The organism is Rhizobium sp. C104 (genome assembly GCF_022354505.1).
GTDB classification, from domain to species: domain Bacteria; phylum Pseudomonadota; class Alphaproteobacteria; order Rhizobiales; family Rhizobiaceae; genus Rhizobium; species Rhizobium redzepovicii.
Window position 1 is genome coordinate 3,703,839 of record NZ_CP092348.1, and the last position, 19,452, is coordinate 3,723,290.

The following is a 19,452-nucleotide window of genomic DNA, read 5'->3' on the forward strand; positions in this document are numbered from 1 at the left end:
GGCAATGGCTGGCGAACGACATCGGATTATCACCATCGCAAATCAAAAGGGTGGCGTTGGCAAAACGACTACCGCTATCAATCTGGCAACGGCGCTCGCTGCTATTGGCGAGCGTGTCCTGATCGTCGATCTCGATCCGCAGGGAAATGCCAGCACTGGCCTCGGCATCGACCGTCGAGATCGCAAGCTATCCTCCTACGACCTGATGATCGGCGAGCACGGAATCACCGAAGTGACACTCGAGACCGCCGTGCCCAATCTCTTCATCGTTCCTTCGACGATGGATCTGCTCGGTGTCGAGATGGAGATTTCGCAGCAGAGCGATCGGGTGTTCAAATTGCGCAAGGCGCTGTCGTCGCCCGAAGCCATGGCATTTTCGTATATTCTCCTGGACTGCCCACCCTCCTTCAACTTGCTGACAATGAATGCGATGGCGGCGGCCCATTCGGTGCTGGTACCGCTGCAGTGTGAATTCTTCGCCCTGGAGGGGTTGAGCCAATTGCTCGAGACCGTCAGCCAAGTTCGCCGGACGGTTAACCCGCGCCTGGATATTCAGGGAATCGTCTTGACGATGTTCGATGCGCGCAACAATCTTGCCCAGCAAGTGGTCAACGATGTGCGCACACATCTTGGCGAAAAGGTTTACCACACGTTAATTCCGCGCAACGTTCGGGTCTCCGAGGCGCCCTCCTACGGCAAACCGGCCATTCTCTATGATTTGAAATGCGCCGGCAGCCAGGCCTATCTGCAGCTTGCGTCGGAGGTCATTCAACGCGAGCGCCAGAGGCTGGCAGCATAGTTATTATTGCAGGGGTGAGTTTGGATCATGAATGACGATGTATCGAAAAGGCGATTGGGCCGCGGCCTTGCGGCGCTGATTGGTGAAATGGATCAGCCTGTTCCGGTGGAAGCCGAGCGGACGATCAGTGCTGATAGAATGATCCCGATCGAGTTCGTCAGCCGCAATCCGCGCAATCCCCGTCGTTTCTTCGATGATACCGAACTGCACGATCTCGCCAGCTCCATTCGACAGCACGGTATCGTGCAGCCGATCGTCGTGCGGACGATGGACCGCGACCGATACGAGATCATCGCCGGCGAGCGACGCTGGCGCGCCGCCCAACTGGCTGGGCTGATCGAGATCCCTGTTATTGTCCGGGACGTGGATGACAAGACGGCGCTGGAGATCGCCATTGTCGAGAACGTACAGCGCGCCGATCTCAATCCACTCGAAGAGGCCCTGGGTTACGAGCAGCTGATCGCGGAATATGGTTATACGCAAAACGACCTCGGCGAAATCATCGGCAAGAGCCGCAGCCATGTTGCAAACTCGCTGCGGCTGCTGAAACTGCCCGATCCGGTTCGTGATCTGTTGGCCGCTGGCAGCTTGTCGGCCGGGCATGCGCGCGCACTGGTTTCGACGCCGGATCCAGCGGGTCTTGCTCGCACCATCGTTGCCAAAGGCATGTCGGTGCGCGATGCAGAAAAGCTGGCGCAAAACAATATCAAAGCTCAATCCGAGCCGCAGCTGGCCGCCTCGCGGCGAGATCAGAAGGATTCAGACACGCTGGCCTTGGAGCGGACGCTGTCCGATGCACTCGGTCTCGATGTTGCGATCAATCACAAGACGAGCGGTGGCCAGATCAAAATTTCGTACAAGTCACTGGAGCAGCTCGAAGAAATCTGCCGTTTGCTCGAAAGGCGTTGATGCAAGTTCCCGGAACTGCGCACCAGTTCCGGGATAACGACATGTATTGACGAGGTTTGGTCAGGCGGATTTGCGGCCGGATTGAAGGGTCGTGGACAAAAGCGTCTGCATCGCAACGCTATCTTCCAGCACCTGTCGCCGGCGGCTTTGCAGAATGGCGGCCTGCAGACGATTGGATTCACGCGCGATGGCTTCCGCGGTCCACTGGCGCAGCGCCTGTTCGATAATCGGCTTGCGGCGGAAATGCAAATGGCGGCCCATCGTCTGCATGATCTGAGGCGCCTGCAGGCGTTTTTCTTCCATTTCGGCCCGCATTGTATCGAGAAGCTGAAACTGCTTGAGGCATGCTTGCAACACAAGAAAGATCGCGGTTTTAGAGCTGCTGATCTTCTGCATTGCGTGCAGAAAACCGTTGAGATCGCCACTTAAAATGGCGTCGACGGCATCGTCAACGGAGATCGCACTGGCGTCGCCGATTATTTCGGTAACGTGATGTTCTTCGACCGTCGGGAAACCACGGCAATAGAGCGCGAGCTTGCGCACCTCGTTGCGTGAAGCGATGCGGTCGCCGCCGATCAAGGCAATCAGCGCCTGGCGGGCGGCCGGCGTGATGCCGAGCTTTTCCGCATTCAATTCGGCATCGATCAGAGTGTTCAGGGCGCGACTGTCATCGGCATAAGACGGGATCGTCATGATCGATCGCGCGCTCTCAGCCGTCTTGCGCAGCAGCGAACCCTTCTTCAAATCGCCGGCTTCGACGATCAGACGGGTGGCTTCGAGTGGCTTTTCGGCCAGCAGCGCCAAGGGGTCGACAAGATATTTCTCATTGGCGGCGCCGCGGATCCAGATCAACTTCTCACCACCGAACAATCCGATAGATTGGGCCTCGTCGACCAACCGTCCGGGATCCTTCTGCAGGTCGCCGATATCGAGTTTGGTCAGCGAGAAGGGATCATCAAGGGCCACACCGGTCTTACCGGCCAGCTGAGCGGCCCGTTCGGACACCAGACCGCGGTCGGGCCCATAAATGACGAAGATCCGATAGTTCCGCGCCGATTTCTGCAGGAAGGTTTCGAATTCGTGGGATTTGATCTCCGCCACATCCCCGCCCTCAGCGGCTGAGCGCAGCGGCGATATCGGCCCCGACGAATTCCGCCACCTGGTCCGCCGCGCGGTTCTGGGCATCGCGGATTGCCCGCTGCTTGGCGAACTCCTGGTCAGGGAAATCCACCAGTGCCGTGGTCGAGCGGCTGCCGGCCTTGATGACATGGTTGTCGGTTGCCGCGCGCAGCGTGTAGGTAACGCTGACGGTGACGCGACCGGCACGCGACGTATCGGCTGAATCTGTAAGCAGCGTATCGGCCACGGATGAAGTGACGTGCAAGTCGACCTGATAATCCGGTTTTTCAGGTTCGCCGGCACCACGCGACGCCATGAAGATCAGATGATTGCGGACCTGCTGCTCGATCCGGCTGCCTGCCGGGAAAAGCCGACCGCGGCAAGCTTTTCGATGAGACCGGAATTTTCCGAATAAAGCGGCCGGACCTGGCAGGCAGAGAGAAAAGCCGCGGAGGCAAGGATCATGGCGATGCCGGCGTTGCGAGCCAGCTTGCAAGCGATATCAGACGACAATGTTCACAATCCTTTGGGGAACCACGATGATCTTCTTCGGTGCCTGTCCGTTCAACGCGTTCTTCACCGCATCCAGATCCAGCACGGCGTTGGTGACGGCATTCTGATCTGCGTCGCGAGAAATTGTCAATTCAGCGCGTTTCTTGCCGTTGATCTGGACCGGCAGGACGACATCATTTTCGATGACGAGCGTTTCGTCGTATTGCGGCCAGCCGGTCCGGGCAAGCAGCCCTTCATTGCCGAGTGCCATCCAGCATTCCTCAGCCAGATGCGGCGTCATCGGGGCGACGAGTTGGATCAGGATCTCTGCGGCATTTCGCACTGCCGCCCGATAGGTGGTATCGCCCTCGCCCGCCGCAACCCTCGTCATCGGCGCCGCCAGCGCGTTCACCAGTTCATAGATACGGGCAACGGCCTTGTTGAACCAGAGCTTGTCATAATCGTTCTCGACAGCCTTCAGGGTCCTGTGGGCGGCCTGCGAGATCGACAGTGCTTCCCCTCGGTTGCCGGCGCAGGCGCGACGGCGGAAAGCGCAGCCGCGGCTTCGGAAATCAGCCGCCACAGGCGCTGGGTGAAACGATGGGCGCCTTCGACGCCGGCTTCGGACCAGATGACATCGCGCTCCGGCGGAGAGTCGGACAGAACGAAGAAACGGGCGGTATCAGCGCCATAGGAGGCGATGATATCGTCGGGATCGACAACGTTCTTCTTCGATTTCGACATCTTCTCGATCGAGCCGATGGCAATTTCCTCACCGGTCGTCAGCAGAAGGGCGCGGCGTTTGCCGTCGATCTCCTCAATGCGGATGTCGGCCGGCGCTACCCACTCGCGGCTGCCGCCGGCACCGCGGCTATAGGTTTCATGCACCACCATGCCTTGCGTGAACAGGCCCTTGAAGGGCTCCGTGACGCCGACATGGCCGGTTTCGCGCATGGCGCGGGTGAAGAAGCGGGAATAGAGCAAGTGCAGGATCGCATGCTCGATGCCGCCGATATATTGGTCGACCGGCAGCCAACGGTTAGCCGCCTCAGGATCGGTTGGCTTTCCCTCCCATGGGGCGGTGAAGCGGGTGAAGTACCAGCTCGAATCGACGAACGTATCCATCGTATCCGTCTCGCGGCGGGCATCCTTGCCGCAGGTTGGGCAGGAGACGTGCCGCCAGTTCGGATGACGGTCGAGCGGATTGCCCGGCTGGTCGAAGGTGACGTCGTCGGGCAGCTTGACCGGCAGGTCCTTCTTCGGCACCGGCACGACGCCGCAATCATCGCAATGGATGACAGGGATCGGGCAGCCCCAATAACGCTGCCGGGAAATGCCCCAGTCGCGCAGACGGAAATTGACCTTGCGCTCACCCTGCGGCGCATTGCCGAGCGAAGCGGCCGACAGCCGGTCGGCCACGATATTGAAGGCTTCTTCCGTCGTCTTGCCATCAAGGAAGCGCGAATTGATCATCACGCCATCGCCGTCGTAGGCCGTGTCGCCGACGGAAAAGCTCGCCGCATCGCCATCCCTCGGCATGACGACGGCCACAACCGAAAGGCCATATTTCCTGGCAAAATCAAGGTCGCGCTGGTCGCCCGAGGGGCAGCCGAAGATCGCGCCGGTGCCGTAATCCATCAGCACGAAATTGGCGACGTAGACGGGCAGCTCCCAGGATGGATCGAGCGGATGGCGGACGCGGATGCCGGTATCCATGCCCTTCTTCTCGGCGGTCTCGAGGGCGGCGAGCGAGGTGCCGGCGCGGCGGCACTCCTCGCAGAAGGCCTCGATATCGGCATTCCTTGCGGCGGCATCCTTTGCCAGTGGATGATCGGCGGCAATCGCCAGGAAGGAGGCGCCGAACAGCGTGTCCGGCCGGGTCGTATAGACGGTGATCTCGGTCTCCCCGGCGGGTGCCGTTTCCGCCACGATCTCCCAGCGGATCGTCAGGCCTTCCGAGCGGCCGATCCAGTTCTTCTGCATCAGGCGCACTTTTTCCGGCCACTGGTCGAGCGTATCCAGCGCGTCGAGCAGATCCTGGCTGAAATCGGTGATTTTGAAGAACCATTGCGTGAGTTCGCGCTGTTCGACCAGCGCGCCGGACCGCCAGCCGCGGCCGTCGATCACCTGCTCGTTGGCGAGCACGGTATTGTCGACCGGATCCCAGTTGACCTTCGACTGCTTGCGGTAGACCAGGCCCTTCTCCAGGAAATCCAGGAAGAGATGCTGCTGGTGCTGGTAATACTCGACGTCGCAGGTGGCGAATTCGCGGCTCCAGTCCAGCGAAAGCCCCATGGCCTTCAACTGCGCCTTCATCGAGCCGATATTCTGGTAGGTCCAGGACGCCGGGTGCACGCCGCGCTCCATGGCGGCGTTCTCCGCCGGCATGCCAAAAGCGTCCCAGCCCATCGGATGCAGCACGTTGTAACCGCGGGCGCGCTTGTAGCGGGCGACGACATCGCCCATGGCGTAATTGCGGACATGGCCCATATGGATGCGCCCCGACGGATAGGGGAACATTTCGAGGACGTAATATTTTTCGCGCGGATCTGAATTGTCGGTCTCGAAGACCTTGTCTTCGTTCCATTTCTGCTGCCAGCGGGGCTCGGCATCGCGCGGATTATAACGTTCGGTGGCCATGGTATTCGAATTCCGGAAAATCAGGGGAGGTTGGTCGAGACCTTCACCATGAAACCACGGTAGCGTCAAGTTTTGCAGGCGGTACAAGCGGCCGATCTTCGTCCTGGCCGGGCGATTTCGCGAGAGCGGGTCTTGGCAAGCACAGAATGGCTGGTTAGTTCATTGCCGATCCTTTCATGCTGGTATGTCGAGGCAGAACGATGGAACTTCAAGAGCGCTTGAACGACGTGCGGTCGCGGATTGCGGCTGGTGAACGCCAGGCAGCCCGCCCTGCGGGTTCCGTTCAGCTCGTCGCGGTGTCGAAGACCTTCGAGGCGGAGGCGATCCGCCCGGCTATCGACGCCGGGCAGCGCGTCTTCGGGGAGAACCGGGTGCAGGAGAGCCAGGGCAAGTGGCCGGCGCTGAAGGCCGAGCGGCCGGATATCGTGCTGCACCTGATCGGACCGCTGCAGTCGAACAAGGCGGCGGATGCGGTGGCGCTTTTCGATGTCATCGAGACGGTGGACCGGGAAAAGATCGCCCGCGCGCTTGCCGAGGAGATGAAGCGGCAAGACAAGAGGCCGCGGCTCTATGTCCAGGTCAATACCGGGCTCGAGCCGCAGAAGGCCGGCATTGCTCCCGAAGAGGTCGCGTCCTTCGTCGCCCTTTGCCGCGAAGAACTCGGCCTTTCCATCGAGGGTCTGATGTGTATTCCGCCGGCGGAGGAAAATCCCGGACCGCACTTCGCCCTGCTGGCAAAACTCGCATTCAAATGCGGCGTCGAAAAACTGTCGATGGGCATGTCGGGCGATTACGAGACAGCGATTGCCTTCGGCGCCACCAGCGTGCGCGTGGGATCGGCAATTTTCGGCGCCCGCTGATACTCTGCTTTGGTCGGGCTTCCCGTTCCCCCCACTGCCGCCTAGATTGAGATCGAGGCTTGCATATCCTGGGGAGGAGCAGATGCAGAACGGCTATCATCAGGCTTATACTGCCTGGAAACGGGATCCCGAAGCCTTCTGGCGCGAAGCCGCCGCCGATATCGACTGGTTCAAACCGCCGGCGCGGGTATTTTCGCCCGATGAAGGCGTCTATGGCCGCTGGTTCTCAGGAGCTGAAACCAATACCTGCCACAATTGCCTCGACCGTCATGTGACTGCCGGGCGCGGTGGCGAGACGGCGGTTATCTTCGACAGTGCGATGACCGGCGAGAAGCGCCGTTTCACTTACGACGAAGTCCTTGACGAAGTGAAGGCCATCGCCGCGACGCTGCTTGACCTCGGGATCGCCGGAGGCGATCGCGTCATCCTCTATATGCCGATGGTCCCGCAGGCGGTGTTTTCGATGCTCGCCTGCGCCCGCATCGGTGCGGTTCACTCCGTCGTCTTCGGTGGTTTTGCCGCCAGCGAGCTCGCTGCCCGCATCGATGATTGCGGCGCGAAGCTGGTGATCACCGCGAGCTGCGGGCTCGAGCCCGGCCGCATCGTCGCCTATAAGCCCCTTGTCGACCAGGCGCTCATGCTGGCGCGCTCGAAGCCGGAGCGCTGTCTGGTGCTGCAGCGGCCGGAACTCCGGGCGGATCTCGTCAGCGGCCGCGATCAGGATTTCGAGGCGGCGGTGGCGCAGCATCGCGGAGCCGAGATCGCCTGTGTTCCAGTCAAGGCAACCGACCCGCTCTATATCCTCTACACCTCCGGCACCACCGGCCAGCCGAAGGGCGTCGTGCGCGACAATGGCGGTCATTTGGTCGCGCTCAACTGGTCGATGCGGAATATCTACGGCTTGAAGCCGGGTGAGGTCTTCTGGACGGCTTCGGATATCGGCTGGGTCGTCGGGCACTCCTACATCGTCTATGCCCCACTGATCTCGGGCGTCACCACCCTGATCTTCGAGGGAAAACCGGTCGGCACCCCGGATGCCGGCGCGTTCTGGCGCGTTGTATCGGAATATAACGTGCGGGTGCTCTTCACCGCGCCGACGGCGTTCCGCGCGATCCGCCGGGAGGATGGCGACGGGGAACTGATGCGGCGGTATCCCATGCCGGATCTGCGGGCGCTGTTTCTCGCCGGTGAGAGGGCGGACCCGGAGACGCTGAAATGGGCGGAGCGCATGCTCGCCATCCCGGTCATCGATCACTGGTGGCAGACGGAGACCGGCTGGCCGATTGCCGCCAATCCGCTCGGCCTCGGCGCCCTTCCCGTCAAGCACGGTTCGCCGGCGCTGCCAATGCCCGGCTATGATATCGCCGTGCTCGACGATGCCGGCCATCCGATCGAGGCGGGAACGCTCGGCAATATCGTCATACGGCTTCCCTTGCCGCCGGGCTGCCTGCCGACCCTCTGGAATGCGGACGACCGTTTCCGGTCGGCTTATCTCGACGAGTTTCCCGGCACCTACAAGACGGCCGATGCCGGCTATATCGACGAGGACGGTTATCTCTTCATCATGTCGCGCACCGACGACATCATCAATTGCGCCGGTCATCGGCTTTCCACCGGGGCGATGGAGGAAGTCTGCGCGCGTCATCCCGATGTCGCCGAATGCGCGGTCATCGGCGTGATCGACAGGTTGAAGGGTCAGGTGCCATGTGGATTCCTGGTGCTGAAACGGAATGTTTTGCGCGAGGTGACGGCGATCGAATCAGAGGTGGTGGCGATGATTCGCGATCAGATCGGGCCTGTCGCCGCCTTCAAGATGGCCATCACCGTTAACCGATTGCCGAAGACGCGCTCCGGCAAGATCCTTCGCGGCACGATGCAGAAAATCGCCGACGGCATACCTTGGAAAATGCCCGCAACTATTGATGATCCAACGATTTTGGAGGAAATTGCCGAGGCGCTGCGCCGGCGTGGTTTGGGCTCTCTGCCGATGTGAAATTACACATTCCTTAAGCCCAATTGAGGAATTGTTAACCATGTGATGCAAGGGTTTGTTAACGGCAATGGCTTGTATAGCAGGCTTTGCATGACGCGGTCGCCGTTACCGGCCTACTGCATAATTCCTTAAATCGGAATCGATCTAAGGGCAAAATTATGCAGCAGTTGAAGTGCTACAGCGTCCTTTGCGCGTCTGAAAGACGCGCGGCGCTGTAGTCCGGAATGCCCTTTCTCCAAAGATTGTGGAACGGATCATGACAAGCATCCTTACCAACAACGCTGCCATGGCAGCGCTGCAGACTTTGCGCGGCGTAAACGACAGCCTCAAGGACACCCAGGGTCGCGTTTCCTCGGGTTATCGTGTCGAGAAGGCAGCCGACAATGCTGCCTACTGGTCGATTGCTACGACCATGCGTTCTGACAACAAGGCGCTTTCGGCCGTCTCCGACGCGCTCGGACTTGGCGCGGCCAAGGTCGACACCGCCTATTCGGCCATGGACAGCGCGCTCGACATCGTCAGTGAAATCAAGGCGAAGATCGTTGCCGCCACGGAAAAGGGCGTCGACAAGACGAAGATCCAGCAGGAGCTCGATCAGTTGCAGGAACAGCTGCTCAGCATCGCCCAATCGGCGTCTTTCTCCGGTGAAAACTGGGTCGCCGGCGCCGACGGCACGAAGAGCGTGGTTTCCTCCTTCGTGCGTGATGGCAGCAATGCCGTCTCGGTCAAGACGACGGACTATGTGCTCGATTCGGGATCGCTTGGAAATGTGCTCTTCGGCATGACGAGCACCGGTGCGATCGAGACATCAAGCGGGATCATCGGCACGGCCTTCAACGGAACCTATGGCGGCACCTTCATCGTCATGGCGTCGATCTATGATCTCGATATTACCGGTTTCACCCAGGGCCAGCTCGATTCAGCCCTGACCGGCGTCGAACTGGTTTTGGGTGCCATGACGGCCGCCGGCTCGGCTCTCGGCTCAATCTCGACCCGTATCCAGCTGCAGGAAAATTTCGTCAGCGGTCTTCATGATTCGATCGACTCCGGCATTGGCCGCCTGGTCGATGCCGATATGGAAGAGGAATCGAGCAAGCTGTCGGCGTTGCAGACGCAGCAGCAGCTCGCCGTCCAGTCGCTGTCGATCGCCAACAGCTCGGCGCAGAACATCCTCACCCTGTTCCGCAGCTAATCCGCAACAAAAAACCCCGCCGGTCAGCTCATACCGGCGGGGTTTTTTATCAGATCGTCGATCTCTCAGTACTGATCGTCGTCGTCCTCGTCCTTCGGCGCCGAGCGCAACGAACTCAGCTTGCGGAAGACGGCGTCGGCATCGATTTCCTTTTCCTTTTCCTCCTCGCGCTCGTAGCTCGGGGTCAGGCGCTCGGTTTCCTGGGCCGATTGGAGCGTCGCGCCAAGCTCGGCGGCGGTCGGCAACGGACGGCCCTTGGAAGCCTTTTCCACTTCCATGTCGAGATCGATCTGGCTGCAAAGGCCGAGCGTTACCGGATCCATCGGCGCCAGGTTGGCGGAGTTCCAGTGGGTGCGCTCGCGGATCTGCTCGATGGTGGATTTCGTCGTGCCGACGAGGCGGGAAATCTGCGCGTCCTTCAGCTCCGGATGGTTGCGAACGAGCCAGAGAATGGCGTTCGGACGGTCCTGACGCTTGGAAACCGGCGTATAACGCGGGCCGCGGCGCTTGGATTCCGGCACCCGCACCTTCGGTTCGGAAAGCTTCAGCTTGTGGTTCGGATTGGCTTCGGCGCGGGCGATCTCGTCGCGGGAGAGCTGTCCGGTCGAGATCGGGTCGAGGCCCTTGATGCCCTGCGCGGCTTCGCCATCGGCGATCGCCTTGACTTCGAGCGGATGCAGTTTGCAGAACTGCGCGATCTGATCGAAAGACAGTGCCGTGTTGTCGACAAGCCAGATGGCGGTCGCCTTCGGCATGAGCAGTGTTTGAGCCATGGATATAGTCCTTCTATCGTCCGCGCCGGTCGCGGTCCGTGGATTGTCACCACAATGTCCGGGAAATATGGCGCTATATAACCGCACTGTCGCAGAATTGCAATTCTTCCGGAATGAAATGACCTTTGTCTAATTGCCGCCACGATGCGAGCTGCTATGAATTGCCGTGTTTTGAAATCCGGGCCCTAAACTCAGGCAGCCCGTCGCATGTCCCATGAGGAGGAGTTGCATGTCGGAGAAGATCTATCCGGTCACGAAGCCGGTGAAGGCGCGCGCCCTGATCGATAAGGAAAAGTACCTGAAATGGTACGAGGAAAGCGTCGAGAACCCGGACAAGTTCTGGGGCAAACACGGCAAACGGATCGACTGGTTCAAGCCCTATACCAAGGTCAAGAACACGTCCTTTACCGGCAAGGTTTCGATCAAGTGGTTCGAAGACGGGCAGACCAACGTCTCCTATAATTGCATCGACCGGCATCTCAAGACCAACGGCGACCAGGTAGCGATCATCTGGGAGGGCGACAATCCCTATATCGACAAGAAGGTCACCTATAACGAACTCTACGAACATGTCTGCCGGATGGCGAACGTGTTGAAGAAGCATGGCGTCAAGAAGGGCGATCGCGTTACCATCTATATGCCGATGATCCCGGAAGCGGCTTACGCGATGCTCGCCTGCGCCCGCATCGGCGCGGTGCATTCGGTGGTCTTCGGCGGCTTTTCGCCCGAGGCGCTCGCCGGGCGTATCGTCGATTGTGAATCCACCTTCGTCATCACCTGCGACGAAGGTCTGCGCGGCGGCAAGCCGGTGCCGCTGAAGGACAATACCGATACGGCGATCCATATCGCCGCCCGCCAACATGTGCATGTCAGCAAGGTGCTGGTGGTGCGCCGCACCGGCGGCAAGACCGGCTGGGCGCCGGGCCGCGATCTCTGGCATCACCAGGAAATCGCCACGGTGAAGCCGGAATGCCCGCCGGTGAAGATGAAGGCGGAAGACCCGCTCTTCATTCTTTATACGTCAGGCTCGACCGGCAAACCGAAGGGCGTGCTGCACACGACCGGCGGTTATCTCGTGTATGCGGCGATGACGCATGAATATGTCTTCGACTATCATGACGGCGACGTCTATTGGTGCACCGCCGATGTCGGCTGGGTCACCGGCCACTCCTATATCGTCTACGGGCCGCTCGCCAACTGCGCAACGACGCTGATGTTCGAGGGTGTTCCGAATTTCCCCGATCAGGGCCGCTTCTGGGAAGTCATCGACAAACACAAGGTCAACATCTTCTACACCGCGCCGACAGCGATCCGCTCGCTGATGGGGGCCGGCGACGATTTCGTCACGCGCTCCTCGCGCTCATCGCTGCGCCTGCTCGGCACTGTGGGTGAACCGATCAATCCGGAAGCCTGGGAGTGGTATTACAATGTCGTTGGCGACAAGCGCTGCCCGGTGATCGATACCTGGTGGCAGACCGAAACCGGCGGCCATATGATCACGCCGCTGCCCGGCGCCATCGATCTGAAACCCGGTTCTGCGACAGTGCCGTTCTTTGGCATCAAGCCGCAGCTGGTCGACAATGAAGGCAAGGTGCTGGAAGGGGCCGCCGACGGCAATCTCTGCATCACCGACAGCTGGCCGGGCCAGATGCGCACGGTCTATGGCGATCACGACCGTTTCATCCAGACGTATTTCTCCACCTACAAGGGGAAGTATTTCACCGGCGACGGCTGCCGGCGCGATGCGGACGACTATTACTGGATCACTGGCCGTGTCGACGACGTGCTCAACGTCTCCGGCCACCGGCTCGGCACCGCGGAGGTGGAATCCGCACTCGTCTCGCACAATCTGGTTTCGGAAGCCGCGGTCGTCGGTTACCCCCACCCGATCAAGGGCCAGGGCATCTATTGCTATGTGACGCTGATGGCCGGTCACGAAGGAACGGACACGCTCCGCCAGGAACTGGTGAAACATGTGCGTGCCGAAATCGGCCCGATCGCCGCACCCGACAAGATCCAGTTTGCGCCCGGCCTGCCGAAGACCCGTTCCGGCAAGATCATGCGCCGGATCCTGCGCAAGATCGCCGAAGACGATTTCGGCGCGCTTGGCGATACCTCGACGCTCGCCGATCCGGCCGTCGTCGACGATCTGATCGCCAACCGGCAAAACAAGGCGACGGCCTGATATAGCGAGCCGCTCCAGCCTATCGGGTTCTGGGGCGGCTCACTTCCTACATTTGGAGGCGTGGCCGGCGGCTCCTCATATTGCTGTAAGAGAAGATTGCCCGCGAGGTGACGTTAGCCGGATTCTTCGGCAACGATCGACCATTCCGTCCAGCACCTCGCGTGTCAGTTCCCGACCGAGACGAGAAAACCTAAAAATCGATCGCCCGGCCATTGATCTCGTAATCGCCGAAGCGGGCCGGCTCGGCGCCGCCGCGGCCGCCGGTTTCCGGTGGCAGCTCCAGCGGCTTCTGGTTCTTTCGCCGCTCCTCGGCTTCGGCAAGCGCACGTTTGGCAGCCGGGGACAGCATCTTGCGCGGCTGCGATGCCTCGGCAGTCGGCGTTTGGCTATTGTCGTTATCGGCGTCCTGCATGGCATCTCCTGCCCGAAAATATTGAAAATGGCTGGTTAATAACCAAATCATAATGTGCCGGTGCCGCGATTGAAAGCTTGCGCCGGCGAAATCGGAGATGGAGATCCGCAATGAACCTCGTCCGCACTGCCATGTTGCTTGCCTTCATGACGGCGCTTTTCATGTTTGTCGGCTTTCTGATCGGCGGTCGCGCCGGCATGATGATTGCTTTCGTCATTGCCGCCGGCATGAATTTCTTCTCCTATTGGAATTCCGACCGCATGGTGCTTTCGGCCTATCGCGCCCAGCAAGTCGATGAGCGCAACGCACCGGAGTTCTTTGCGATCGTGCGCAATCTCGCCCGCAATGCCGGCCTGCCGATGCCGAAGGTCTATCTCTATGACAGCCCGCAGCCGAATGCCTTTGCCACCGGCCGCAATCCCGAGAACGCCGCCGTCGCCGCCTCGACCGGCCTGCTCCAAGCATTGTCTCCAGAGGAGGTCGCCGGTGTGATGGCGCATGAGCTCGCCCATATTCAGAACCGCGACACGCTGACGATGACGATCACGGCAACGCTTGCCGGGGCGATCTCGATGCTCGGCAACTTCGCCTTCTTCTTTGGCGGCAACCGGGAAAACAACAACAATCCCCTCGGATTCGTCGGCGTCCTCGTCGCGATGATCGTGGCGCCGCTTGCGGCCATGCTGGTGCAGATGGCAATCAGCCGGACGCGCGAATATTCGGCCGACCGCCGCGGCGCCGAGATCTGCGGCAATCCGCTCTGGCTTGCTTCCGCCCTCGGCAAGATCGCGCGCGGCGCCGCTCACGTGCCGAATGAGGATGCCGAGCGCAACCCGGCGACCGCGCATATGTTCATCATCAATCCGCTCTCCGGCGAGCGCATGGACAATCTGTTTTCCACGCATCCGAACACGGAAAACCGCATCGCTGCGCTGCAGGACATGGCGCAGGGCGGCATGAACGTCTCGACGCCGCCGGTTCGGGCTGCTACTCCGTCGCGCAAATCGCGCTCTGTTCCGGATACGGGTCTTGGTCGCGGTGGTTCGCAACCGCCAAAAGGTCCATGGTCTTGAATTCAGACGGCACGAAGAAACCATTCCGCAAGCATAGGCCCTCCGCCGAGCGATCCGTGCCTGTAAAACCTGGCCTGCAGGCACGGGCCGCGGCGGCAAAAATTCTCGGCGCCGTCATCGATCGCAAACTGCCGCTCGACGGTGCCCTCGATCATGAACACGGCAATCCGGCCTATCGGGCGCTTGGCGAAAGCGACCGGGCGCTTGTCCGCGCCATCCTGAACACGACGCTGCGCCATCTGCCGCGTATCGATGCCGCCATAGGTTCGCTGCTGGAATCGCCGCTGCCGGAGGGGGCACGGGCGCTGCAGCATGTGCTTTCGATCGGCGCCGCACAGATCCTCTATCTCGATGTGCCCGACCATTCGGCCGTCGATCTTGCCGTCGAGCAGGCCAATCAGGATCCGCGCAACCGGCGTTTTGCCAAGCTGGTCAATGCCGTTCTTCGCCGGCTCGGCCGCGAGAAAGATGAGGTGCTCGCCGAAATCGGCAAGGTCGCGCCGATGCCGGCCTGGTTCATCGCCAAGCTGGAAAAAGCCTATGGCCGGGACGCGGCGCTGGCGATTTCGGAATCCCAGCTCCAACCGGCCGCAATCGACCTGACCGTCAAGTCGGATGCCGAAGGCTGGGCAAAGCGGCTGAACGGCGTTGCACTGCCGACCGGCGGTGTGCGGCTCGCGGCTTTCGATGGCGGCATCCCGTCGCTTGAAGGCTTCGATGAGGGCGCGTGGTGGGTGCAGGATGCGGCCGCAAGCATTCCGGCCAGACTGTTCGGCGATCTCTCGGGCAAGCGCGCCGCCGATCTCTGCGCCGCGCCCGGCGGCAAGACGGCGCAGCTCATTCTTGCCGGCGGTGCGGTCACTGCGCTTGACCAGTCGGAAAGCCGGCTGAGACGGCTGCGGTCGAATCTCGACCGGCTCAGCCTTAAAGCAGAGACGATCGCGGCGGACCTGACGACATTCGAACCGGCCGAGCGTTTCGATGCAATCCTGCTCGATGCGCCCTGCTCTTCCACTGGCACAACACGCCGGCACCCCGATGTGTTGTGGACAAAGGGACCCGAGGATATCGGCAGGCTGGCGGCGCTGCAGGAGCGGCTGCTGCGTCATGCGCTGACATTGCTGAAGCCGGGTGGCACTCTGGTTTTTTCGAATTGTTCGCTGGATCCCGCCGAAGGCGAGGAGGTCGTTGCCCGCGTTCTTGCCGACACGGATGAGATCGAGCGCGCTCGCATCGATGCCGGCGACTGGCCCGGCCTTGAAGCGGCGATCACGCCGCTCGGCGAATTCCGCACGCTTCCGACCATGCTAAAAATGCCCGATGGCATCGCCTCCGGTCTCGACGGCTTTTATGCCGCCATGCTGCGGCGCGTGGCCTGATTGCGGGCTCACGCGCGTCGTGCCACGTCTGCCCACGCAAGACGCTTTACATCGCGCCTGACCGCGGGCGAAACACGTTAATTTGCGTATATTCGAACATTGTTACGAATTAATTCATTGCGGGCGATGAAATCGGCCGCTTTTCACCTATTCTTAACCACGAGGGTCAATAGACAATAGAATATGCAGTCCGGTCGGCGTTTTGCGAGCATGTATGTTCGGGAGGCTTGGCGGCGCGCCTTGCGCCGCGTCGCATTGCTGCGCCTAAAGCTCTTCCGCCATTCGATCAACGTGCCCGAGCGTCTGATCGTCGCGCCGACCGATCTCCGCAGCATCGATTCGCATGTGGCCGACGAGATCCTCAACGGACGATTTCTGCTGGCCGGGCGGATGCTGGAAACGAGTGGAAAGTCACCCTTCACCTTTACCCTGCCTTCGCGCCCCTTCGCGATCCGCCTTCACAGCTTCGGTTGGCTGCGGCATATCCGAGCGAACAAGACGGAGCGCAGTTCGGCCGCTGCCCGCGCGATCGTCGACAGCTGGCTTTCCATCCATGCCGGCCGCATGGAGGGGATTGCATGGGAGATCGACGTCACCGCGCAGCGCGTCATAGCCTGGCTCTCGCATTCGCCGGTGGTGCTGCAGAATGCCGACCGTGGCTTTTATCGCCGCTTCATGAAGTCGCTGGCCTTCCAGGTGAGGTTCCTGCACCGCATGGCGCCCTATACGCTTGGCGGCCTGGAGCTGTTTCGGCTGCGTATCGCGCTCGCCATGGCCTCCGTCGCCATGCCTGCCCGCGCATCGACGCTCAGAAAGGCAGCACAGGCGCTCGACCGCGAATTCGATAGCCAGATTTTGCCGGATGGCGGCCATATCTCGCGCAATCCGCGCGTCGGCCTGGAATTGCTGCTCGATCTGCTGCCGTTGAGACAAACCTATGTCAATCTCGGCCATGACCTGCCGCAGAAGCTGATCTCCGGCATAGACCGCATCTATCCGGCGCTGCGGTTCTTTCGCCATCAGGACGGGGATCTGGCGCTGTTCAACGGGGCGACATCAACGTTGGCAAACGAGCTGATCTCGGTGCTCAGATATGACGAGACCGCCGGCCAGCCGTTCAAGGCTTTGCCGCAGTCGCGCTATCAGCGGCTTTCCGGCGGAAAAACAGTCATCATTGCCGATGCCGGCACGCCGCCTTCAGGAGGCGCGTTGCGGACCGTGCATGCCGGAAGCCTCTCCTTCGAAATGTCGTCCGGCCGCCACCGCTTCATCATCAATTCGGGCTCGCCGAAATTTGCCGGGCACCGCTATGTCCAGATGGCGCGCACGACGGCGGCGCATTCGACTGTTATTTTGAACGACACTTCGTCCAGCCGCTTTTCGCCCTCGCCCTTCCTCAATCACGCGATTACCGAACCGGTGAGAACAGTCACCGTCGAGCGCGCCGAAACGGAGGACGGACGCGACGGCATCAAACTCAGCCATGACGGTTATCTCAGGGTGTTTGGGGTGTTGCACGAGCGTGAGCTGACACTCAATGGCGCAGGCTCGATCGTGACCGGGCGCGACCGGCTCGTCGTCCGGGAAGGATCTGAGCATGACGAGCCCCTGAAGGCCGTCGCCCGTTTTCATATCCATCCCTCCATCGTCCTGCAGCAGAGCGACGGGAGTCCGTGCTGCTGACGGCGCCGGACGGCGAAAGCTGGCTGTTTTCGGCGCCCGGCAATGAAGTGCTGATCACCGAGGACATATTCTTTGCCGACAGCTCCGGCATTTGCGGCTCGGACCAGATCGAAATCGACTTCGATCTTGCCGAGAAGACGGAAATCCGCTGGTTTTTGTCCCGCAAGGGATAGCACCTGTTTGCGCGGCGGCGAAGCTGTGCTAACGCGGCCTCAGAATGCGAGCGTCCTGGAGCAGGATGATCTTAGGCCCGAGCCGGCCTGAAATCCGAATCCTGCTCTAAACCAAGCGGATGTCTCCCGAAGCCCGAACGGAGAAGGTTTCATGGCCGTCATTTCCAAGAAGATCCCCGCCCCCGACAAGGTCGAAATCAAGACCGCCCTCCTCTCCGTCTTCGACAAGACCGGGATCGTCGAACTCGCCCAGGCACTGTCGGAACGAGGCGTACGGCTGCTGTCGACCGGCGGCACCTACAAGGCGATCGCCGCCGCCGGCCTTGCCGTTACCGATGTCTCCGAGATCACCGGCTTTCCCGAGATCATGGACGGGAGGGTCAAGACGCTGCATCCGACGGTGCATGGTGGCCTGCTGGCGATCCGGGACGATAGCGAACATCAGGAGGCGATGAAGACCCACGGCATCGAGGCCATCGACCTCGCCGTCATCAACCTCTATCCCTTCGAGGAAGTGCGCGCGGCCGGCGGCGATTATCCCACCACCGTCGAGAATATCGATATCGGCGGCCCGGCGATGATCCGCGCATCGGCCAAGAACCATGCCTATGTGACCATTCTGACCGACCCCAACGATTATGCCGAGTTCAAGGAGCAGCTTTCCGCCGATGCCGGCAAGACGGCCTATGCCTTCCGCCAGCGTATGGCCGCCAAGGCCTATGCCCGCACCGCGGCCTATGACGCCGTGATTTCCAACTGGTTCGCAGAAGCGCTGTCGATCGACACGCCGCGCCACCGCGTTATCGGCGGTGCACTGAAGGAAGAGATGCGTTACGGCGAAAACCCACACCAGAAGGCTGCCTTCTATGTGACCGGCGAGAAGCGCCCGGGTGTTTCCACGGCTGCCCTCCTCCAGGGCAAGCAGCTCTCCTACAACAATATCAACGATACGGATGCCGCCTACGAGCTGGTCGCCGAGTTCCTGCCCGAGAAGGCGCCGGCCTGCGCCATCATCAAGCATGCCAATCCCTGCGGCGTCGCCACCGGGTCGAGCCTGGTCGAGGCCTATCGGCGGGCGCTTGCCTGCGACAGCGTTTCCGCCTTCGGCGGCATCATCGCGCTCAATCGGACGCTGGATGCCGAAACGGCCGAAGAGATCGTCAAGCTCTTCACCGAAGTGATTATCGCGCCTGATGTGACCGAGGAAGCGAAGGCGATCATCGCTCGCAAGCCGAACCTGCGGCTGCTGTCGGCCGGCGGCCTGCCAGACCCGCGTGCTGCGGGCCTGACAGCGAAGACCGTTTCCGGCGGCCTGCTGGTCCAGAGCCGCGATAACGGCATGGTCGAGGATCTGGAGCTCAAGGTCGTCACCAAGCGCGCGCCCACCGCGCAGGAGCTTGACGATATGAAGTTCGCCTTCAAGATCGGCAAGCACGTGAAATCGAACGCCGTGGTCTATGCCAAGGACGGCCAGACGGCCGGCATCGGCGCCGGCCAGATGAGCCGCGTCGATTCCGCCCGCATCGCCGCGCTGAAGGCGGAAGAAGCCGCGAAGGCGCTTGGCCTGGCAGTGCCGATGACGCATGGCTCGGCAGTCGCCTCCGAAGCCTTCCTGCCGTTTGCCGACGGTCTCCTGTCGATGATCGCCGCAGGCGCGACCGCGGTGATCCAGCCGGGCGGTTCGATGCGCGACCAGGAGGTCATCGATGCCGCCAATGAACATGGCATCGCCATGGTCTTCACCGGTATGCGCCACTTCCGGCACTAATT

12 protein-coding genes and 3 pseudogenes are annotated in these 19,452 nt (G+C 61.1%); 10 read left to right on the forward strand and 5 right to left on the reverse strand.

Features of this window, described 5'->3' with window-relative positions; all coding sequences use genetic code 11:
- The first annotated feature begins 4 nt into the window (after nt 1–4).
- Together MF410_RS19475 and MF410_RS19480 are read left to right on the forward strand one after the other, a co-directional pair.
- Nucleotides 5–799 (forward strand): ParA family protein, encoded by a 795-nt coding sequence (locus tag MF410_RS19475; RefSeq protein WP_097625088.1) that lies wholly within the window; start codon nt 5–7, stop codon nt 797–799.
- A 27-nt stretch (nt 800–826) separates the two neighbouring features.
- A complete protein-coding gene (locus MF410_RS19480; RefSeq protein ID WP_003589542.1) occupies nt 827–1,708 on the forward strand; it encodes a ParB/RepB/Spo0J family partition protein in 882 nt (293 codons plus the stop codon).
- Nucleotides 1,709–1,768: 60 nt separating this feature from the next.
- Here MF410_RS19480 and holA read toward each other — a convergent pair whose 3' ends face one another.
- The 3 genes and pseudogenes from holA to leuS form a co-directional block, all read right to left on the reverse strand.
- Nucleotides 1,769–2,809 (reverse strand): DNA polymerase III subunit delta, encoded by a 1,041-nt coding sequence (holA, locus tag MF410_RS19485; RefSeq protein ID WP_097625086.1) that lies wholly within the window; start codon nt 2,807–2,809, stop codon nt 1,769–1,771.
- Nucleotides 2,810–2,819: 10 nt separating this feature from the next.
- Nucleotides 2,820–3,340, reverse strand: a pseudogene (lptE, locus tag MF410_RS19490) (LPS assembly lipoprotein LptE).
- Nucleotides 3,330–5,959 (reverse strand): annotated as a pseudogene (gene leuS / locus MF410_RS19495) (leucine--tRNA ligase). The pseudogenes lptE and leuS overlap by 11 nt, the downstream one beginning before the upstream one ends.
- Before the next feature lie 200 nt (nt 5,960–6,159).
- Between leuS and MF410_RS19500 the strand changes: the two are divergent.
- The 3 genes from MF410_RS19500 to MF410_RS19510 all read left to right on the forward strand — a co-directional run bounded on the left by MF410_RS19500 (nt 6,160) and on the right by MF410_RS19510 (nt 10,004).
- Nucleotides 6,160–6,819 carry a YggS family pyridoxal phosphate-dependent enzyme gene (locus MF410_RS19500; RefSeq protein ID WP_097625083.1) on the forward strand — a complete coding sequence of 220 codons (660 nt, stop codon included), beginning with the start codon at nt 6,160–6,162 and terminating at the stop codon, nt 6,817–6,819.
- An 82-nt stretch (nt 6,820–6,901) separates the two neighbouring features.
- Nucleotides 6,902–8,812, forward strand: coding sequence for a propionyl-CoA synthetase (locus MF410_RS19505; protein WP_131710934.1), 1,911 nt, complete (start codon nt 6,902–6,904; stop codon nt 8,810–8,812).
- A gap of 256 nt (nt 8,813–9,068) precedes the next feature.
- On the forward strand, nt 9,069–10,004 hold the full coding sequence (locus MF410_RS19510) for a flagellin (RefSeq protein ID WP_097625081.1): 936 nt from the start codon (nt 9,069–9,071) through the stop codon (nt 10,002–10,004).
- A gap of 65 nt (nt 10,005–10,069) precedes the next feature.
- Here the strand turns inward: MF410_RS19510 and MF410_RS19515 are convergent, their stop codons facing one another.
- Nucleotides 10,070–10,777 carry a DUF1013 domain-containing protein gene (locus MF410_RS19515; RefSeq protein ID WP_003589549.1) on the reverse strand — a complete coding sequence of 236 codons (708 nt, stop codon included), beginning with the start codon at nt 10,775–10,777 and terminating at the stop codon, nt 10,070–10,072.
- A gap of 229 nt (nt 10,778–11,006) precedes the next feature.
- On the opposite strand from MF410_RS19515, the gene acs reads away from it, so the two are divergent.
- Nucleotides 11,007–12,962 carry an acetate--CoA ligase gene (gene acs, locus MF410_RS19520; RefSeq protein WP_097625080.1) on the forward strand — a complete coding sequence of 652 codons (1,956 nt, stop codon included), beginning with the start codon at nt 11,007–11,009 and terminating at the stop codon, nt 12,960–12,962.
- A gap of 190 nt (nt 12,963–13,152) precedes the next feature.
- Here acs and MF410_RS19525 read toward each other — a convergent pair whose 3' ends face one another.
- Entirely contained in the window at nt 13,153–13,374 is a 222-nt protein-coding gene (locus MF410_RS19525; RefSeq protein ID WP_097625079.1) for a DUF1674 domain-containing protein, read from the reverse strand.
- A 110-nt stretch (nt 13,375–13,484) separates the two neighbouring features.
- Between MF410_RS19525 and htpX the strand changes: the two genes are divergently transcribed.
- From htpX to purH, 4 genes and pseudogenes are all read left to right on the forward strand, one after another.
- The gene (gene htpX, locus MF410_RS19530) at nt 13,485–14,447 is read left to right on the forward strand and encodes a zinc metalloprotease HtpX (RefSeq protein WP_097625078.1); all 963 of its coding nucleotides are present in this window, start codon (nt 13,485–13,487) and stop codon (nt 14,445–14,447) included.
- Nucleotides 14,438–15,826: an RsmB/NOP family class I SAM-dependent RNA methyltransferase gene (locus MF410_RS19535; RefSeq protein WP_239619974.1), complete on the forward strand. Its 1,389-nt coding sequence runs from the start codon at nt 14,438–14,440 to the stop codon at nt 15,824–15,826. Before htpX ends, MF410_RS19535 begins: the two co-directional genes overlap by 10 nt.
- Before the next feature lie 183 nt (nt 15,827–16,009).
- A pseudogene (locus tag MF410_RS19540) lies at nt 16,010–17,682 on the forward strand (heparinase II/III family protein).
- A gap of 151 nt (nt 17,683–17,833) precedes the next feature.
- Nucleotides 17,834–19,450: a bifunctional phosphoribosylaminoimidazolecarboxamide formyltransferase/IMP cyclohydrolase gene (gene purH / locus MF410_RS19545; RefSeq protein ID WP_097625075.1), complete on the forward strand. Its 1,617-nt coding sequence runs from the start codon at nt 17,834–17,836 to the stop codon at nt 19,448–19,450.
- Nucleotides 19,451–19,452 lie beyond the last annotated feature (2 nt).